The organism is Gottfriedia sp. NPDC057948 (assembly GCF_042887255.1).
In the GTDB taxonomy this organism is placed as follows: domain Bacteria; phylum Bacillota; class Bacilli; order Bacillales; family Bacillaceae_G; genus Gottfriedia.
Genome location: NZ_JBHVPN010000002.1, coordinates 164121 through 182535, shown reverse-complemented (window position 1 = coordinate 182535; position 18415 = coordinate 164121). Strand labels below are relative to the sequence as shown.

Genomic DNA, 18415 nt, shown 5'->3' with positions numbered 1-18415 from the left:
TTCACCCCTATCTACAAACTATTTTGCGATTAATTCACGTTCAATTCGAACAAGTTTATTTTTTAAACTGCCGTCAAAAATACGGTTTCCAACACGAACTTTATAACCACCAATTAAAGATGGGTCAATTTCGTTTTTCAAACGTATTGAGTTTTTACCTAATTTAGAAGCGAATAACGCTCCAATTTTATCTAGTTCTTCAGAAGACATTGCCTTCACAGAGTAAACTGTTGCATCTGCAATATTACGAGTTTCATTCGCAATTTTTACATATTCAGTCACTAAGTTAGAAATAGTGCTCATTCGTCCACGATCAACTAATAAGCATACTAGATTTAATACCGTTTCAGAGATTGAAGCAAACGTGTCATTTAAGACAGACTTTTTGCTTTCTTTTGTGATACCAGGATGTTGTAAAAACTTATTTAATTCTAAGTTTTCTACATACTCCTTTTTCACTACTTGTAAGTCATGTTCAACAGTCTCTACTAAGTTTTGTTCAGTTGCTAATTCAAAAAGAGCGTTTGCGTAGCGTTTTGCAACTAATTCGTTACTCATTTAGCTTCGCCTACTTCTTTAAGATATTGATCAAAAATAGCAGATTGGTCTTCAGACTTCACTTCTTTTTCAAGTACTTTAGAAGCGATTAATACAGATAATGAAGCAACTTGTTGTTGAACTGATTGTATTGCAAGCTCTTTTTCACGAGTAATTTCACGCTTAGCGCTTTCTTTCAAGTTTTCAGCTTCTGCTTTTGCTGCTGCAACGATTTCTTCACGTTGTACATCAGCTTGCTTTCTAGCTTTCTCAAGAAGCTCACGAGCTTCAGTACGAGCAGCAACTAACTCTTGCTTTTGCTCTTCAACTAGTTTCATTGCATCAGCGTTGTTTTTCTCAGCTGAATCTAATTGATTAGAGATGTGATCTTCACGTTGTTTCATAATTCCCATTACTGGTCCTAATGCATACTTTTTCAGAAGAGCAAGTAAAATTAGGAATATTACTAATTGATACACGACATTGCCCCAAGGTACACCATGTCCTGCCTCAGCTAATACGAATAGTGATCCGTTTAACACAAGCTTTCACTCCCTTCAAGGGTTGTATTTAATTATTTTTTATAACATAGCCCTAATCTCTTACCGACTTGGACTTAAATTTCAAAAGGAATCCTTCAAACATTAAGTGTCATAAAGGAATGGCGAAGTAAATGTGAACACAAACTTCGCCATTTTTTAATGATTTGTATGATCTTAAGCTTTACCAAAAGCCATGAATGCGATAACTACCGCGATGATTGGAAGTGCCTCAACTAATGCAACCCCGATGAACATTAAAGCTTGAAGAGTTGAACGTAATTCTGGTTGACGAGCAACACCTTCTACTGTACGTGATACAATTAAACCGTTACCAATACCTGCACCTAGTGCACCTAAACCTATTGCAATTGCCGCTGCTATTAAAGCCATTTTAAATTTCCTCCTTCTTAATCATAAGAAATATATTTTTTTTTATAATTTTTATCTAACTACCAATTTTAATGAGCAGATTAATGCTCGTCCGCCACTTTATGTGACAAGTAAACCATTGTTAACATTACGAAGATAAACGCTTGGATTGAACCAACGAATACAGAGAATCCCTGCCATATAATCATTGGTATTGCTGCTGCGATAGACCAAATCACACCTGATCCTGCACTTGTCGCATATGCATGTGTACCCATTGTTGCAAGTAAACCTAATAATACTTCCCCTGCGTAAATGTTTCCGTAAAGTCGAAGACCTAGCGTTAATGTGTTCGCTAATTCCTCAATAATTTTTAATGGAAATAAGAATCCCATCGGCTGGAAAAACCCTTTTCCATAAGCCTTAAAGCCTCTCATTTTAATACCATAATAATGTGATAACCCCACTATAAAGATTGCTAATGATAATGTAATAACTGGGTCTGATGTAGGTGATTTCCAAACTGAGTTTCCATCGACTGAAATATCGAAAGGTAGACCTAACATATTTGAAACAAATATGTACATAAGTAATGTCACACCTAATGTAAGGAAGCGACCACCAGTTTCCCAATCCATTGTACTGTTGATAAGGCCTTTAACGAAATCTATTACCCACTCAAAAAAGTTTTGCTTTCCTGTTGGACGTATTTGTAGACTTCTTGCGCATGTAATTCCGATGATTAAAACAATTAATGCAGCAATGGTTGTCATTAGAACGTTCGTTAACGTAAAATCTAAACCAATAAATTTAAAACCATAAGTGCCGTGTTCCAATTTATTCACCTCTCTTCCTTGCAAAAGACGTTTGTAATGCAAAATGTATCATAATGACAAGATGTCCTGTCATTAATCCCGCAGTTAGTGCTGGTATGCTCACAAAATTTTCATACCGAAGCGCGATGACCATTGTCAGAGCCACCGCTGAAAGACAAATTACAGTACCTAAAGATCGAACTTTTTGTTGCTTTAAAACTCGGTCGAAGAAGGTATTTATCTTTCTGTGAAGAATCCATATACAATAAAAGCTAGTTACTATTCCGAGAATATAACCTGTGAATATTGTTTTATAGTCGGTTAATGCCCAACCTAAAACAGCTAAAGCAGTAATATACAACATATCTCGTGCGAAACGTCTAAAATTATTTTTTTGCATGTAACTAGTCCCCTGGTGTAAATTGCTTAACTAATTTAAGCGTGCCATAAATTCCAGTAAATAAACCTAACAGTAAAAAGATGATCATAAATACTGGTACTGGCCAATTTAAAAATGAATCAATCCATCTTCCTAGAAAGATGCCTATGAGAATAGAACCGACAAGCTGAGCTAGAATGGAAGACATGAGTGCCATTGCTTTAAGAGGATGTTGATTGTTGTTTTTCATACAAAATCCCTCCATGTCAATTTTCATTCTCAAAAAATTGCCAAAAGTCTTATCTTGGTTAATTCTACAACAAAAATTTGCTAAAATCTCTAAACATTGAAAACGTTCACAAATTGTTCACAAAACGTTCAAAAAATTTTAATAACATAGTATTTACATACAATAAAAACCCTTTTAAACATTCATGTTAAGCATACAGTATGTTACAAAAATGTGTCAATTACCTAAATTAAAAAACTATTAAAAATTACTTACCAATTTTTAGTCTTCAACATAAATTTTCGCTACATTGACGTAAGATTCCGTTGCACTTTCATATTGTTTACGTTTATAAAAGATCACAAACTTATAAATTCCACTTTTCGGAAAGTCTTTTAAAACTAATTCCTTTTTGATAATTCCCCTTTTACTATTCTCCTGTTCATCAATTACACCTAACAAACGGAATGTTTCTGATTCAAAAACAGCAATTTTGTATTCCTCAACCTTACTTGGTAAATAGAGTTCATATTTATAGCGATTTTTACCTTTTACTCTTCCAAAATGAAATCCCATTACTGACGGAAAGTTCGGTTCTCCTTGAAGTAATAAAAACGGCATTCTTAGATTTTCATCATCATTTGTACTAAACGTAATTGCCCCATCATAAAATCCATCTCTTAATACTTTCGTATCAACTGTTGCAGTAAGATTAATCTTTTTGCTAGTGTGCGCTGGAATTGTAAAAGGCTTAGGTATTACCCATTGTATTCCAGTGGCTGGCTGATTATTTATAGCTGTAACTTGTTTTGGCATATTTGATTTATTAGAAATTCTTACGACAAAATCTTTCTTTACTTGTAAATCTGTTTTTCTCGTTACTCCTAAAGATAAAGACGTCGGGAATAATGTTGTCTCAGTCTCTAGTGCTTTTTCAATATCTAATCTTCCAGCCCCTTGTTCGTACGCATGATACATCTTTTTATTATTCTTATATAATGGTGTTGCTGTATTGACTAGCACACTTTTTAAATCTTCCATACTCCAATCTGGGTGCAATTGTTTTACTAGAGCAGCTGCTCCAGCAACGTGTGGGCTTGCCATACTCGTTCCTTGAAGTGCTAAATACCCACCCGGAATTGTACTTTTTATTTGTACACCTGGAGCTAATAAATCCGGCTTCATTTGCCAAGTACCTGTTACTGGCCCTCTAGAGCTGAAATCCGCTAGAATATCAACCTTCTTTTCATGTCCAGTTTTAGCTTCCACTCTACTTTTTTCAATGATCTTCTTAATCATTAAGCCTTCTTTTCTTGAAATAGTCGCAGCTGGAACAGTAAATTTACCTTTAATTTGTCCGGTGAAATTTCCATCAATATTATTAAAGACAATAACAGCTTTTGCACCAGCATCTTGAGCATTTTTTACTTTATCAGTGAATGTGATTTTTCCTCTTTCAAGCAAGACAATTTTGTCTTTCACTCTTTTTAAATCACGCTTTTCCCCATATTTCTTAAATACAAATCGCCCATTTAAACCTTTACCCCATTTAGCAGATCCAATCATAGGACTAATAATTGTCTCTTTATTTTGCACATGTATAGATGGGAAAAGAACAGGAGGATAGCTCGCGCCAACTGTTAAAGCCTTTGATGCAGTTGCAGGAGAACCAACAGTCCATAGTCCTGGTCCAGAGTTTCCTGCAGCTGTAATTGCAAGTACCCCCTTCTCTACTGCCTTATCTAACGCAATACTTGTCGGCCAGTCTGGTCCGTTGACATCATTACCAAGTGATAAATTAATAATATCTACTTTATCCTTCACTGCTCGCTCAATTGCAGCCATAACCGTTTCAGATGTACCAACGCCACCAGGGCCAAGGGCACGGTATGCATAGATTGTTGCCTTAGGTGCAACGCCTTTTCTTTTTCCATTAGCCGCTATTACTCCAGCTACATGAGTACCATGAAATGTACTTTTTTCTTCAAGTTTAGTTTCCATTGGGTCTTTATCTAAATCAATCGTATCGTACCCGCCACCATAATTTGATTTCAAATCAGGATGTCTGTAATCTACACCAGTATCGATTACTCCTACCTTAACGCCTTCACCCGTAATCTTTCTTCCCCTTTGATCCTTATATAATTGAGCTTCGTCTGCTCCAATAAAGGGGATGCTATCTTCTAAATGAGCTCTATAAGTTGTAACAAAATGCATGTCCTTTACTAACGGCATTTTAGCTAACTGTGATAACTCTTCAAGAGAACCCGATACTGAAAAACCATAGTACGTCTCAGTGTATTGTTGCCTTACAGTTACGTTTGGGAAACGTTCAGCAATATTTTTTATGGCCTGTGTAATCATTCCATCTTTAATCGAAATTAAAGCAACTTGTTTTTGTTGTTCATGTGCATTTACATAAACTTCTTTAAATGGAATTAGTAAAAAAACTAGACAAATAATTATTTTAAGAAAGTAATTTTTCATTCAATGCAGGTTCTCCTTTATATAAGATATTTTCTTTTAGCTTTCTCACTAATCGTTCATTCATGTATAAAAAGGTAATTTTCTCTAGAACCTACAAAGTTTTCAAAATAAAAAAAGACTAACTCTAGGTAAAGCATTAAGCTTCCCTAAAAAGTTAGTCTTTTAGTCTTATCATTAATTTTTTAATTCGGGTTGGTTAAACAACTGGAATTTTTTATTTGTAACATACGCTTTCACTTCATGGATCACAAAATACAATATGGACGCTCCTAAAACTACAATCCATGCATTTGAAATTACTGTCTCCTGCCAAATACCTAAAAGCATAAAAAATGCAGGAAGAGTAATTGTAGTCCAAGATTGAATCATTGCAACGATTCCTGTATATCGTTCTATTTTCTTACCTAATACTAGGCCAGCAAAGAATAGATACCATAAATATGCCCACATAACCCATAATAATCCGTCTACTACATCATGAATAATAGCAAAGTTCACGAAAGCCCAAAGGACAGACATGATGGATACCCAAAGGGAGAACCAGCCTAAGCCTGTTCCATTAAAACCTTTAAGATTTGTAAATCCATTATATAAATAAGTAATACCAAAAAAGAAAATACTCGCCGTATTAAATAATTCCCACTTACCAGCACCTAAATGCATTAATAAGTAAATAGGAAAAACGATTTGTAAAGTACCAACAAATAAGTTTAATAATGCTGCACTTTTAGCATTCGCCTTATTTAATAAAACAAGACTATTTAAAAACAGAGTTGCACCAGATAAAAGTAAACCTACAGCTCCCATAGTGACTTGTTAAAAAGAAAATTGTTAAAAATTCACTTTTTAACTCAACCCTCCTACTTTAAGATTAGAAAAAAAATACAAGCGCCTGATCTAAGTCAAACGCTTGGATTAAATTATTTTAAAACGATCCCTACGATAATCGCCGTTAATACACTTACTAATGTTGCACCAAATAATAATTTTAAACCGAAACGAGCGACAACATTACCTTGTTTCTCATGTAAACCTTTAACCGCACCTGCAATAATACCAATTGATGAGAAGTTAGCAAATGACACAAGGAATACTGACACAATTCCTAAGGTACGAGTTGAGAACTCTTTACCATGTTTTGCTAAATCCATCATTGCAACGAACTCATTTGAAACAAGTTTTGTTGCCATAATACTACCTGCGTCAACCGCTTCTTTAAATGGTACACCCATAATGAATGCGAATGGAGCAAATACATAACCTAAAATTCCTTGGAATGAGATTCCAAAAATCATATCAAAGATATTATTAATTGCACCAATTAATGCAACAAATCCAATTAACATTGCTGCAACGATGATTGCTACTTTGAAACCATCTAAAATATACTCACCAAGCATCTCGAAGAAAGTTTGTTTTTCTTCTTCTTGTACAGTTAAAATATCCTCTTCAGCTGAAACAGTGTACGGATTGATGATTGATGAAATAATAAAGCCACCAAATAAGTTTAAGACAATTGCTGTTACTACATATTTTGGTTCAACCATTGTCATATATGCACCTACGATCGACATAGATACTGTTGACATTGCTGATGCACAAAGTGTATATAAACGATTTTTAGGTAAATGACCTAATTGTTTTTTTACTGAAATGAAAACTTCAGATTGTCCTAAAATTGCAGATGCTACTGCATTGTAAGACTCTAATTTACCCATACCATTGATTTTACTTAAGATTAAACCAATGTATTTAATAAAAAACGGTAAAATCTTTGTGAATTGTAAAATACCAATTAATGCAGAAATAAATACGATTGGTAATAATACTCCTGTGAAGAATGGGAAAGCACCTTCATTTGCCATTCCACCAAAAACGAAATTAACACCTTCACCAGCATATTCTAATAACTTTCCAAATCCGTTAGAAATTCCTTTAATTAAAATTAAGCCTACTTCTGTATTTAATAATAAGAACGCTAAAATGATTTGAACAACGACCATGATTACAACTGGACGATATTTAATGTTTTTACGATCACTACTAGCGATGAAAGCTAGACCGAAAACGACTAGTAATCCAACAAGAGCTATAATATATTTCATGTTTCTCCCCCGAAAATCCAATAAATTTATTTTTATTTAATATAAGCGCTTTCAAAACGAACACAACTTTTCATTTGTTGGATGTCAGACATCCTATAGAAGTTAGATGTCAGACAAGGATTAACCTTGTAAATCTTTTGAACTAAATGACCCTGGAAGTAATTCCTTAACAGTTGTTTCAGCGATGTCACCTTTTAAGTTAGTTAAGTATACTTTTGTATTTTCATCACTAAATTCTGCGATAACTTGTCTACATGCACCACATGGTGAAATCGGTCCTTCAGTATCCCCTACTATTGCAATTGATTCAATCTTTGCTGAACCGTTACCCGCAGCGACTGCACTAAATATAGCAGTTCTTTCTGCACAATTTGTTAGTCCATAAGAAGCATTTTCAACATTACAACCTGTGTAGACTGTTTGGTTATTCAATAAAATTGCTGCACCTACTTTAAACTTTGAGTAAGGAGCGTATGCGTTTTCACGAGCCTTTAAGGCTTCGTTGATTAATGATTTTGTATTCATATTTATCACCCTTTAACGAATAAGTTAGGTAATTCTTTATTAAAGTGTGTGAGTTTTGTCTTCGCTTTACCATATTACCAACGTAAGAGCTAAAGAGCAATAACTCACTCACTTTTTTTTATTTTAAAATTATTTTGAAATTAATAAGCTGTGTTAGCTTCTTCACCTTGAACAATTTTAACACCTGAACTTGTACCGATACGGTTTGCACCAGCAGCTACTACATTTTCTACGTCTTTTAAGTTACGAACACCACCAGAAGCTTTAACGCCAACGTTTTCCCCAACAGTTTTACGCATTAATGCAACGTCTTCTACAGTTGCTCCACCAGTTGAGAATCCTGTTGATGTTTTTACAAAGTCAGCACCAGCTTTAACTGATAATTCACATGCTCTAACTTTTTCTTCATCAGTTAGAAGACAAGTCTCAATAATAACTTTTACTAAAGCTTTACCTTTAGCAGCTTCAACAACTGCACGTACATCTCTTTCAACTAATTCATCATTTTTTTCTTTTAATGCAGAAATATTGATAACCATATCAACTTCTTCAGCACCATTTTCAATTGCGTTTGTAGTTTCGAATGCTTTTACTTCAGGAGTGTTTGCTCCTAGAGGGAAACCAATAACCGTACAAACCTTTACAGAAGAATCCTTTAATAATTCACTTGCATAAGAAACCCAAGTAGGATTGATACAAACTGATGCAAAGCTAAACTCTTTTGCTTCTTCAGCTAGTTTTGCAATTTCTTCTCTTTTTGCGTCAGCTCGTAATAATGTGTGATCTACTAATTTTGCGTAATTCATATATAGTCGCTCCCTTAATGGTTTTATTATAAAAAAATGTTTATTTACTAAGTTACTTTGAATATGTCTATACTATAACATCGCTATGAAATTTTGTAAAACACAAATTGAACTTATGTTCAAGGATAATTTTTCCTATTAAATTTTAAAAAAGGCTATCTCTTAAGTCAGATTAACTGACACTATAGACGCCTCCTTTTTAATTTTAAAAATATCTGATTTTCTCTTGCTTATTCCTGCTCTAGCAATCTTTTTGCTGTAAATTGATCAGTTATTAATACGTTTGCATATTTACCCATTAAAGCACCGTGAATAGCGTTTATTTTTCTTTCTCCACCTGCGACTAAAATAGATTTCTCTTTACTTCTTAGCTCATCTAACTCAATTCCAATCGTTCGTCGATCAAGAAGTTCAGAATAAATATTTCCTTCTTTATCAAAAAAACGTGAGCAAATGTCTCCAACAGCAAATGTTTGTAAATCCTGTTCTTCTTTCTCGTTTAAGTAGCCAACTCTAAATAACAGAGCATCTTTTTTAACAGTTCCTACAGTAAAAATTGCGACATTTGATTGTTTTCCCAAATCAATTAATCGACCAATATGGCGATCTTCCTCGACCATTTGTTTTACTTGTGGATTATCAAATATAACGGGTAGAGGTAAATATCTTGGAACGGTGTTAAATGCTTCGGCAAACAAATTGACCGTTTCAGATGCATAAGTATTCGTTTTAGAATAACTTACTCCACCGTTTAGCTGAATTACTTCAACACCCTTTACTTGTTTATTACTTAACTTCGTTGCAATATGATACATCGTTGTTCCCCAAGTTACTCCTACAACGTCACCATCATTGACTAAATCTACTAACACATCCGCAGCTTTTTTAGTGATCGTTTGCAAAACTTCATTGTAGTCATCAATTGGTGAATAGCAAACCTCAACAGATTGTAAATTATATTTCTTCTTTAACTCTCGGGCTAAATCTTGATTGCCTTCAAGGGGGTCAATAATTTCAATGCGTACATATCCCAATTCCTTAGCCTGTTGGAGTAATCTTGAAACAGTTGGACGAGAGATTCCTAATTGTGTCGCAATCTCTTGTTGACTAAAGTCAGAATCATAGTATAGTCTTGCGGCATCTATTATTAACCTTTGTTTTTCGAGTGACATTCCCTAATCCCCTTTAACTTACCAATCCTTATTTCACGTTCAAATTTTTAATTATTATACCCCTTTTAATATAAAGAAAACTCGTAGACTGACGAGCCTTTTAGGCAGAGGCATAGTTGCACTTAAACTTAATTCCTAAAATTGGTGACTTCGTCGAATAAGCTACCTAGCTGCCAATTTATACTTTTTTAAAGTGAAAAAAGCTCTCCTACGCTAGGAAAGCTTTTAAAATGTAATTACTTTGTACCGAATAAACGATCTCCAGCGTCGCCAAGACCAGGAACAATATAACCATGATCGTTTAATTTTTCATCAAGGGCAGCTATGTAAATATCTACATCTGGGTGTGCTTTTTGTAAAACTTCAACACCTTCTGGAGCTGCAATTAAGCACATAAACTTAATATTTTTAGCACCTCGTGTTTTTAAAGAGTTGATCGCTTCAACTGCTGATCCACCTGTCGCAAGCATTGGATCAATCACAATGAAGTCACGCTCTTCTACATCCGTAGGAAGTTTAACATAATATTCAACCGGTTTTAAAGTCTCTGGATCGCGGTATAATCCAACATGTCCAACTTTAGCTGCAGGAACTAATTGAAGGAATCCATCAACCATCCCTAAACCTGCACGTAAAATTGGTACAATCCCTAATTTTTTACCAGCAATAACTTTTGACTTTGCAGTTGCTACTGGTGTTTCGATTTCCACTTCTTGTAGTGGTAGATCGCGTGTGATTTCGAATGCCATTAAACCTGCAACCTCATCAACTAGTGCACGAAATTCTTTTGTTCCAGTGTCTTTTTTACGAATTAAAGAAACTTTATGCTGAATTAACGGATGATCAAAAACGTATACTTTACTCACTTTTATCGCTCCTTGCAAATACTTATTAATTTATTATTCTTAAAAAGAATACCGAAAGCGGTTAAATAATTCAAGCCACATCATGCAATCGCTTAGAATTAATTTAGATCTTTTTACAATCAAACTTCAATATTTCCTTTTTTTACTAATCTAATTACTATTTTGACCCATTTTGAATTAAAAACTCCTCCTCCTCATTATTAAAAGTCAGAGAAGTTTTTATCTTATACGCAAAAAGAGAACCTATTGGTTCCCTCTTTGGTGTGTATAGTTAAGATGCTTTACTTAAATTATGATCTGGTACTTTTGGAGCGAAAAATGTTTTTCTATTAAAAAACTTGCTAATATAATGATCTAATCCGATACGTCCTGCATTTGAACCTGCAATTATAATAAAGATTCCTAATAATACCATTTGAGGATTTGTGCTAGTTGTACCACTAAACATAAATGCGAAGTTCATCATTAAACCAAAGAACATTGCTGTTTTTGTAAAACAGCCAAGAATAAGTCCAAGTCCAATTGCGAATTCTCCAATAGGAACTAAAAAGTTAAATAAGTCGATGTTTGGTATTGCAAAGTTTGTAAGGAAGTCTGCCCACCAGCCTTGAACTGCTGGATGTTCTCCTGAAGCACTTTTAACTGCAAATCCTAAAAATCCTGAAGCATCGAATCCACCAGCTGATAACTTACCCCAACCTGCATGGATCCACTCATATCCTAAATAAAGACGAATAATAGTTAAGAAACCAGATGCAATTTTATTAGTTCTTAAAAAATTAATAAACATAATTTTTTGCCTCCGTTTGGTTAATATTTTTAATTGCTGTTTACATGAATTATTGTACTTCATTCCTAATGTTTAATGTGAAGTTTTTCACAAGTTTAAACGAACTTTTTGTGAACTTTCTCACAAACTTTCAAAAAATAAAGCTATCTTTAGTATTACTGCACCTTCAATGTTGAAGATACAGTTCTAAAGATAGCTTATTTTAACCTTTATTTATTAAAACGTAGGATATAATTCATATTTACTAGATAAAGCATTAACTCGATTACGAGATGCTTCTAGTACTTCTTGATTTTCGTGGTTTTTTAATGTTTCAGCAATGATTGATGCAATTTCATCCATATCTTCTAGAGTAAATCCTCTTGAAGTTACTGCAGCAGTACCGATACGGATACCACTTGTTACAAATGGACTTGCTGGATCAAATGGAATTGTATTTTTGTTACATGTAATACCAACCTCATCTAATACGTGCTCAGCAACTTTACCAGTTAATTCTAATGAGCGAACGTCAATTAAAATTAAGTGATTATCTGTGCCACCAGATACTAGGTTTAAGCCGTTAGATTTTAAGCCTTCTGCTAAACGAGCAGCGTTATCGATGATCGCTTTTGCGTAATTTTTAAAATCTTCTTGTAATGCTTCACCAAATGCTACAGCTTTTGCTGCAATTACGTGCATTAATGGTCCACCTTGAATTCCAGGGAATATTGATTTATCAATCGCTTTTGCGAATTCTTCTTTACATAAGATCATACCACCACGTGGTCCACGTAATGTTTTATGAGTAGTTGTTGTAACAAAATCAGCATATGGAACTGGATTTTGATGAAGACCTGTTGCTACTAAACCAGCGATATGTGCCATATCAACCATTAAGTAAGCTCCAACTTCATCTGCAATTTCTCTGAATTTTTTAAAGTCAATTGCTCTTGGATAAGCACTTGCACCAGCTACAATTAATTTAGGCTTATTTGCTTTAGCTTTTTCTAATACATCTTCATAGTTAATTACTTGAGTTTCTGGATCTACTCCATACTCAACGAAGTTATATTGTACCCCACTGAAGTTTACTGGACTTCCGTGAGTTAAATGACCACCATGTGATAAATTCATACCTAATACTGTATCACCATGTTTTAAAATAGTGAAATAAACTGCCATATTCGCTTGAGCACCTGAATGAGGTTGAACATTTACGTGTTCTGCTCCGAAAATTTCTTTTGCACGGTCTCTTGCAATGTTTTCTGTGATATCAACATATTCACAACCGCCATAGTATCGTTTGCTTGGATATCCTTCAGCATATTTATTTGTTAATACTGAACCTTGGGCTTCCATTACTGCTTCGCTTACAAAGTTTTCAGAAGCAATTAACTCGATTTTAGTACGTTGTCTTCCTAACTCTAACTGTATTGCCTCATACAATGATGGATCTTGCTTTTTTAAATTTTCCACAGTTATATCCCCCTTTTTGTAAAACACGAACATTACTAGTATAAATTTACTATATTATTCGATAAAACGACCGAATTCCTTTCTATTTTACCATGTTTTACATTAAAAATGAAAGATAATCTTTCAAATAACTAACATTTAATTATTCTATTATAATAAAAACCGTTTTATTTTAAGTCTTCATCTATTGAGTAAACTGCACGGGCTCCACCAATCAACTTTGGACGAGTCTTTGCCGCCGTTATGTGAGCTTGTCCAACTTGTTTTATACTCGTTCTTAAAGGAACTGCCACGTGCTTTAAATGCATACCGATTAGAGTATCGCCAATATCAATCCCTGCATCCGCCTTAATGTGTTCAACAATTACAGCATGATCTAAGTGTCTAAATGCAAATGAAGCAAGAGCTCCTCCTGCAGTACGAACTGGTATCACAGTTACTTCGTCGAGTTGTAAACTTTTTGCCGTCTTGCTTTGAACAACTAGTGCTCTGTTCAAATGTTCACAGCATTGAAATGCTAATTGTACCCCTGTTTCATCTTGAAAAGCCTTAATCTCATTAAATAAAACTTCCGCTACTTCTATTGTTCCTGAAGTTCCAATTCTTTGTCCACTAACCTCACTAGTGCTACATCCAATGACTAAAACATGGTCACTTGTAAAATTCACATGATCATTTAGCTCGTTTAATAATGATTTTATTTGCTCGGCAACTAACCTTAACTCTTCATTCATTTGTTTTGCTCCTTTCGACTCATCATTAAAAAAGCCGATAATCTTCACATTATGTTTTGGATTAACGGCTTTTCGTTTTAGGTTTTATAATTGATGATTTTTTTCGTAGTCTTTAATTTTGTTTACTCTATTTTCATGTCGACCGCCTTCAAACTCAGTCGTTAACCATATTTTTGCAATGTCTCTTGCCAAACCAGGTCCGATTACTCGTTCACCCATAGCTAGAATATTCGTATCATTATGTTCACGAGTTGCTTTTGCACTGAAAGTATCATGTACTAATGCACATCGAATGCCTTCAACTTTATTTGCGGCAATTGACATACCAATTCCTGTCCCACAAATTAATATTCCACGGTCTACTTCTCCATTTGCAACTTTTTGTGCAACTGGGAATGCATAATCTGGATAGTCTACAGATGTACCACATTCACAACCATAATCTTCGTATTCAATACCCATTTCATCCATTAAATTCATGATTTCTTGACGAATATTTAATCCACCATGATCAGATGCTATTGCTACTTTCATTAGATAACCCCCGTATTGATCTCTTTGATTTAATTTTCTTTTTTTTGTATTGAATTAACTTCAATTTCTATCTTACACTATTATGTTCAGATTTAGGGCATCTAATTAACATCTAACCACTGATTAAATTAATATTCATTCGGTTTTTTGTACAATCTGTTTTACCAACTCTTCTAATTCACTCAACGTATTTTCATAAGTTGTTAATGACCCTCCATAAGGGTCAGAAATATCTTTAGCTTGACCATTTATATATTCATAAAATGTAAAGATTCTATCCTTATATTGAGGAAACCTAGAAACTAACATTTGTTTATGGCTCAATGTCATTGATAAGACTTTCGAAGACCATTCCAAAAGGTCATCATTTACTTGCTGCGAGGAATGATTTGTTTCGATCCCTTTATTTTTTAGTGCCAATATTGCATTTTGAGAAGCAGGGTCGCCTGACATAGCAAATACTCCAGCAGACTTGACCTGAAAGAGCTCATTACCATGATGTCTTAATAGTGCTTCTGCCATTGGGCTTCTACATGTATTTCCGGTACAAACAAATAATATATTTTCCATCTTAATACCTCACCCTCATTTATCTGAACGTTTTATTTTATCTATTTTACTAAAAAATAAAAGGATGGGGCAATTGTCTCCAATTTTCTCCATCCTTAGCTCTTATTCACCTTATGTATCTTTTAAGAAAAAAATAATAGTTTTATTCCAAAAATCAATAAGAACGAACCACCTAATAGTTCACCAAATTTACCAAGTTCCTGTTCTACTCTTCTTCCTAAGAGTAATCCAGCCCAAGTTAAAATTGTACTGATAATACCAAATAATAAAATGGTTAGCCATGTTTTAGCACCGAATGTTCCTAAGCTAATTCCAACCGAAAAGCTGTCCACACTTACACTAAATGCAAAAAGAAGTAAACCTACTCCTGACGGTGAATATTTATTTTCTTCTTTACCAAATAAAGTTGCATAAATCATGTGAAAGCCTATTCCCATTAATAAAAAACCGCCGAGTAATACAGCAAATCGTCCCAGATTTTCGGATAACTCATATCCAATGATCATTCCTAATAAAGGCATTATTACATGAAAAAGTCCGATTACAATACCGATATTAATGATCTGTTTAAATTTTAGTTGTATAACTCCCATTCCTAACCCAACTGAGAATGCATCTAAACCTAGCGCAGATCCCATAATAGTTAATGTAATTAGTTCATTGATTAATGAGCTACTCATGCTTTCCCCCCTAGGACTTGCTATTAAAAGATATGCACGTCCTAGAAATGATATGAGGGAAATTAATAAAATTTTTCGAGACTGCTCGCCAAGCTTGGCGCCTCTAAAGACAAGCGCTTGCAATCAGTCTGAAAATCAAGTTTTTTGGGCTTTGTTTAACCTGAAAACAATAGAAGCCCGTTCTATTATTTTTCCTGTATAACTGAATGTCCACAAGCTTTCCACAGACGATTCATAATGGCAATTCCAATTCCTTCATATGGGAAGGTTTCACAATAAATGATATCAACATGTTCTTCATTAAATTGACGAATACAATCATATAATGCTGCCGCTACGGTTGATAAGTCACTACGTTTTCCACATATAAGAACAACATCTGCATTATATTTGGTTGCATTTTCTTCGGTTGTTAATATCCCTACTCTTTTTCCTTCTGTTTTGGAATTGTGTATAAGTTTGTGCATAAATTCAATACTTCCATTTACAAGATGCATTTGAGCATCTGGTGCATAATGTTTATATTTCATCCCTGGTGATTTTGGTGCTTCATTTTCCTTCATAGTTGCTGGATCTACTTCCACCGTAGGAATTATTTCTTTGATCATTTCTGGCGTAATACTACCTGGTCTTAATATTGTAAAAATATCTTGGGAACAGTCAATAACTGTCGATTCCACTCCGACTCCTGTACTACCACCATCTACAATGCCTACAATTCGTCCATTTAAATCTTCAAATACATGCTTAGCAGAAGTTGGACTAGGCTTGCCTGAAGTATTTGCGCTTGGTGCTGCTATTGGCAAATTACAAGCCTCAATTAACGCTAGTGCAACTGGATGATCAGGCATTCTTATTCCAACAGTGGATAACCCTGCAGTTACATATTTTGAAATATGTTTTTTACTTTTTAAAATTAGCGTTAATGGTCCTGGCCAAAAAGCATCCATTAGTTTTCTTGCATCTAATGGAATTTCTTCAACTAGATTATCTAACTGTTCTTTGTTGGCAATATGTACAATAAGGGGATTATCACTTGGTCTACCTTTTGCTTGGAAGATTCGTTGAACCGCCTCATCTGAAAGAGCATTTGCCCCTAACCCATAAACCGTTTCTGTTGGAAAAGCGACAACTTGTCCTAACTGTAAATTTTTTGCTGCATCCACAATCTGTGGGTAAACTTCTTCTTTATTCACAGGATTATCCACATACCATATTTTCGTTTCCATCCGTAGCACCTCTCTCTAGAGTGAATAATAGTGTATATTTTACAAATTTAGACATTATCCAAAGAATGAAAAGCAAGTTTTATCCACAAATTGTGGACAAAACTTGCTAATTTGTGGATAACTTTGTGTATAGTTCTTTTTGGTAAACTAATACTTCTTCATTCGTAATAGTAGTTTGGTAATGCTTCATTTCTTTAATACTGTTCGAAACATTTTCCTGTTCGACTTGCCCAAAACCTAGTAAAAGGAATAAGTCTTGAACTACATGCTGTCTTGTTAGTAAATATACTTTACTAATCATTTCTTCTTTTAGTTTATCAAGAACACTTTGTAAAAAGAGTACCATATGCTGTGAGTAAATGGTAGGTGCAACTACTAGTGATCTTAATAACGCTTCTTCTCCATCTTGTTCATACCCTATTACAGCTTGTGCTTTCCCAAACTCATCTTCCATTATGAAAAATGATTCTTGTTGCTCCTCAAGTCCGTTTGTAGATAATCCTGCTTGTCCCAAGAATGAAAAAATTGTTTCAAAGTCTTCCTGAATCGCTGAACGTATTTTCATAAAAAAAACCTCCCTAGTATGCTTGTAATACTTTATGCGCATAGGGAGATTGCTAGAACTAAAATAATTGCTTTAACATTTGTACAAAGAAGCTCTCTACCTTAATCTCATCTTTTGGTTCATCACCAGGTAGAGTAGAAGCCACAACCGCATCTTCACTGCTCTTGTCCTCAGTATCATCCTCTAAAGAGGATTCATTGTTTTGTTTTGTTGCAATATTAGAATCATCATTGCTTAAACGTAATGCTTCTTGTTTTTTAAACTCTGTTTTTGGTTCATTTTCGATTTTTGTATCATGCTCTACCTTTTGTTGCGATTGTAGTGACTCTTTACTTAAAGTTGCATCACCGTTTGAAAAATCTAGGAAACATAATGGTGGGAACAATACGCACCACCAGTTTGCTCCTTGGCCTGCACCAAGTTTAATTAAAACCGCTTCGTAATCACCTGCAGGATATAAGAAACTACCATATAATTTTGTAGGGAATTTAACTTTTTTTGAGTAATTAATAGTAAATGATTGATTTGAGCCTTCTTCTTTAATAACACGTGCAACCGTTTTTTGTAAGTCAGGAATATGACTTTTAATAACCTTTTGTCCCTCTTCGAAAGTTGTTAAATCTTTTACCCAAGTATTAATTTGAGCATTAACTTCATCTCTAACCTTACGTTTAAGAGCTTGATCTTCACTAGAATCGCTATTTGCTAGAATTCGTAGTCTTACAGCTTTCTTAGGAATTACGACCATTTCATTACCTTTTGCATTTGTATCTCTAAGTGGCAGTAACACTGATGAACTAATCAATAATATGATAAATAAAGAAATAATTTTATATGTTATTTTCGTTTTATTTTTAGTTTTCATTCTCTCCACCATCCCTCTAGGAACAGTGTAGACAATTTGATTATTTCTTAAACACTAGTATTCTATTTTTTTCAATAGATTCTTCGTTATTAGACTAGATAGTAAACGATGATTTCCAGTTTAAGGTACTCGTTTTCTAATAAGCTTTCTTTATTTCC

22 protein-coding genes are annotated in these 18415 nt (G+C 34.3%); all 22 read right to left on the bottom strand.

The features are described from left to right. Nucleotides 1-18: 18 nt before the first annotated feature. The 22 genes from ACFVRR_RS04830 to spoIIR all read right to left on the bottom strand — a co-directional run bounded on the left by ACFVRR_RS04830 (nt 19) and on the right by spoIIR (nt 18257). Entirely contained in the window at nt 19-558 is a 540-nt protein-coding gene (locus ACFVRR_RS04830; RefSeq protein ID WP_098233749.1) for a F0F1 ATP synthase subunit delta, read from the bottom strand. Further along, nucleotides 555-1079 carry a F0F1 ATP synthase subunit B gene (gene atpF / locus ACFVRR_RS04825; RefSeq protein ID WP_387325318.1) on the bottom strand — a complete coding sequence of 175 codons (525 nt, stop codon included), beginning with the start codon at nt 1077-1079 and terminating at the stop codon, nt 555-557. Before atpF ends, ACFVRR_RS04830 begins: the two co-directional genes overlap by 4 nt. A gap of 174 nt (nt 1080-1253) precedes the next feature. Beyond that, nucleotides 1254-1469 carry a F0F1 ATP synthase subunit C gene (gene atpE, locus ACFVRR_RS04820; RefSeq protein ID WP_098118931.1) on the bottom strand — a complete coding sequence of 72 codons (216 nt, stop codon included), beginning with the start codon at nt 1467-1469 and terminating at the stop codon, nt 1254-1256. An 80-nt stretch (nt 1470-1549) separates the two neighbouring features. Next, a complete protein-coding gene (gene atpB / locus ACFVRR_RS04815) occupies nt 1550-2284 on the bottom strand; it encodes a F0F1 ATP synthase subunit A (protein WP_387325316.1) in 735 nt (244 codons plus the stop codon). A 1-nt stretch (nt 2285) separates the two neighbouring features. Then, complete coding sequence (locus tag ACFVRR_RS04810) at nt 2286-2663, bottom strand: ATP synthase subunit I (protein WP_387325314.1); 378 nt, start codon at nt 2661-2663, stop codon at nt 2286-2288. A gap of 4 nt (nt 2664-2667) precedes the next feature. Further along, nucleotides 2668-2892, bottom strand: a complete 225-nt coding sequence (locus ACFVRR_RS04805) for an AtpZ/AtpI family protein (protein ID WP_387325312.1) — start codon at nt 2890-2892, stop codon at nt 2668-2670. 261 nt (nt 2893-3153) lie between these two features. Then, a complete protein-coding gene (locus tag ACFVRR_RS04800; protein WP_387325309.1) occupies nt 3154-5358 on the bottom strand; it encodes a S8 family serine peptidase in 2205 nt (734 codons plus the stop codon). A 174-nt stretch (nt 5359-5532) separates the two neighbouring features. Further along, the gene (locus ACFVRR_RS04795; RefSeq protein WP_387325307.1) at nt 5533-6165 is read right to left on the bottom strand and encodes an AmiS/UreI family transporter; all 633 of its coding nucleotides are present in this window, start codon (nt 6163-6165) and stop codon (nt 5533-5535) included. A gap of 113 nt (nt 6166-6278) precedes the next feature. Continuing rightward, complete coding sequence (locus tag ACFVRR_RS04790) at nt 6279-7463, bottom strand: NupC/NupG family nucleoside CNT transporter (RefSeq protein ID WP_097974893.1); 1185 nt, start codon at nt 7461-7463, stop codon at nt 6279-6281. A gap of 120 nt (nt 7464-7583) precedes the next feature. After that, a complete protein-coding gene (locus ACFVRR_RS04785) occupies nt 7584-7988 on the bottom strand; it encodes a cytidine deaminase (RefSeq protein ID WP_097974891.1) in 405 nt (134 codons plus the stop codon). Between the two features lie 140 nt (nt 7989-8128). Beyond that, the gene (deoC, locus tag ACFVRR_RS04780) at nt 8129-8794 is read right to left on the bottom strand and encodes a deoxyribose-phosphate aldolase (RefSeq protein ID WP_097974890.1); all 666 of its coding nucleotides are present in this window, start codon (nt 8792-8794) and stop codon (nt 8129-8131) included. Nucleotides 8795-9024: 230 nt separating this feature from the next. After that, entirely contained in the window at nt 9025-9966 is a 942-nt protein-coding gene (locus ACFVRR_RS04775; protein ID WP_387325304.1) for a DNA-binding transcriptional repressor DeoR, read from the bottom strand. A gap of 236 nt (nt 9967-10202) precedes the next feature. Further along, a complete protein-coding gene (upp, locus tag ACFVRR_RS04770) occupies nt 10203-10832 on the bottom strand; it encodes a uracil phosphoribosyltransferase (RefSeq protein WP_097974886.1) in 630 nt (209 codons plus the stop codon). 271 nt (nt 10833-11103) lie between these two features. Next, entirely contained in the window at nt 11104-11622 is a 519-nt protein-coding gene (locus tag ACFVRR_RS04765; protein ID WP_387325301.1) for a DoxX family protein, read from the bottom strand. Nucleotides 11623-11838: 216 nt separating this feature from the next. Then, a complete protein-coding gene (gene glyA / locus ACFVRR_RS04760) occupies nt 11839-13080 on the bottom strand; it encodes a serine hydroxymethyltransferase (RefSeq protein ID WP_387325299.1) in 1242 nt (413 codons plus the stop codon). Nucleotides 13081-13247: 167 nt separating this feature from the next. After that, on the bottom strand, nt 13248-13814 hold the full coding sequence (locus ACFVRR_RS04755; protein WP_387325296.1) for a TIGR01440 family protein: 567 nt from the start codon (nt 13812-13814) through the stop codon (nt 13248-13250). 84 nt (nt 13815-13898) lie between these two features. Next, entirely contained in the window at nt 13899-14348 is a 450-nt protein-coding gene (rpiB, locus tag ACFVRR_RS04750; protein WP_025568584.1) for a ribose 5-phosphate isomerase B, read from the bottom strand. Between the two features lie 135 nt (nt 14349-14483). Further along, nucleotides 14484-14918: a low molecular weight protein arginine phosphatase gene (locus ACFVRR_RS04745; RefSeq protein WP_387325292.1), complete on the bottom strand. Its 435-nt coding sequence runs from the start codon at nt 14916-14918 to the stop codon at nt 14484-14486. Nucleotides 14919-15040: 122 nt separating this feature from the next. Next, complete coding sequence (locus ACFVRR_RS04740) at nt 15041-15598, bottom strand: manganese efflux pump MntP (RefSeq protein WP_387325290.1); 558 nt, start codon at nt 15596-15598, stop codon at nt 15041-15043. A gap of 185 nt (nt 15599-15783) precedes the next feature. Continuing rightward, a complete protein-coding gene (locus ACFVRR_RS04735; RefSeq protein WP_387325288.1) occupies nt 15784-16827 on the bottom strand; it encodes an L-threonylcarbamoyladenylate synthase in 1044 nt (347 codons plus the stop codon). A gap of 106 nt (nt 16828-16933) precedes the next feature. Next, complete coding sequence (locus ACFVRR_RS04730; protein WP_097974871.1) at nt 16934-17392, bottom strand: GNAT family N-acetyltransferase; 459 nt, start codon at nt 17390-17392, stop codon at nt 16934-16936. Between the two features lie 58 nt (nt 17393-17450). After that, nucleotides 17451-18257 carry a stage II sporulation protein R gene (spoIIR, locus tag ACFVRR_RS04725; protein WP_387325285.1) on the bottom strand — a complete coding sequence of 269 codons (807 nt, stop codon included), beginning with the start codon at nt 18255-18257 and terminating at the stop codon, nt 17451-17453. Nucleotides 18258-18415 lie beyond the last annotated feature (158 nt).

Bases quoted from the DNA above. Each gene is read 5' to 3' on its own strand.
- ACFVRR_RS04785 (WP_097974891.1), bottom strand. From the start codon at position 7,988: ATGAATACAAAATCATTAATCAACGAAGCCTTAAAGGCTCGTGAAAAC.
- ACFVRR_RS04735 (WP_387325288.1), bottom strand. From the start codon at position 16,827: ATGGAAACGAAAATATGGTATGTGGATAATCCTGTGAATAAAGAAGAA.
- ACFVRR_RS04775 (WP_387325304.1), bottom strand. From the start codon at position 9,966: ATGTCACTCGAAAAACAAAGGTTAATAATAGATGCCGCAAGACTATAC.
- ACFVRR_RS04810 (WP_387325314.1), bottom strand. From the start codon at position 2,663: ATGCAAAAAAATAATTTTAGACGTTTCGCACGAGATATGTTGTATATT.
- ACFVRR_RS04795 (WP_387325307.1), bottom strand. From the start codon at position 6,165: ATGGGAGCTGTAGGTTTACTTTTATCTGGTGCAACTCTGTTTTTAAAT.
- deoC (WP_097974890.1), bottom strand. From the start codon at position 8,794: ATGAATTACGCAAAATTAGTAGATCACACATTATTACGAGCTGACGCA.
- ACFVRR_RS04805 (WP_387325312.1), bottom strand. From the start codon at position 2,892: ATGAAAAACAACAATCAACATCCTCTTAAAGCAATGGCACTCATGTCT.
- ACFVRR_RS04830 (WP_098233749.1), bottom strand. From the start codon at position 558: ATGAGTAACGAATTAGTTGCAAAACGCTACGCAAACGCTCTTTTTGAA.
- ACFVRR_RS04755 (WP_387325296.1), bottom strand. From the start codon at position 13,814: ATGAATGAAGAGTTAAGGTTAGTTGCCGAGCAAATAAAATCATTATTA.
- ACFVRR_RS04730 (WP_097974871.1), bottom strand. From the start codon at position 17,392: ATGAAAATACGTTCAGCGATTCAGGAAGACTTTGAAACAATTTTTTCA.
- ACFVRR_RS04745 (WP_387325292.1), bottom strand. From the start codon at position 14,918: ATGGAAAATATATTATTTGTTTGTACCGGAAATACATGTAGAAGCCCA.
- atpE (WP_098118931.1), bottom strand. From the start codon at position 1,469: ATGGCTTTAATAGCAGCGGCAATTGCAATAGGTTTAGGTGCACTAGGT.
- rpiB (WP_025568584.1), bottom strand. From the start codon at position 14,348: ATGAAAGTAGCAATAGCATCTGATCATGGTGGATTAAATATTCGTCAA.
- ACFVRR_RS04790 (WP_097974893.1), bottom strand. From the start codon at position 7,463: ATGAAATATATTATAGCTCTTGTTGGATTACTAGTCGTTTTCGGTCTA.
- ACFVRR_RS04740 (WP_387325290.1), bottom strand. From the start codon at position 15,598: ATGAGTAGCTCATTAATCAATGAACTAATTACATTAACTATTATGGGA.
- spoIIR (WP_387325285.1), bottom strand. From the start codon at position 18,257: ATGAAAACTAAAAATAAAACGAAAATAACATATAAAATTATTTCTTTA.
- ACFVRR_RS04800 (WP_387325309.1), bottom strand. From the start codon at position 5,358: ATGAAAAATTACTTTCTTAAAATAATTATTTGTCTAGTTTTTTTACTA.
- ACFVRR_RS04765 (WP_387325301.1), bottom strand. From the start codon at position 11,622: ATGTTTATTAATTTTTTAAGAACTAATAAAATTGCATCTGGTTTCTTA.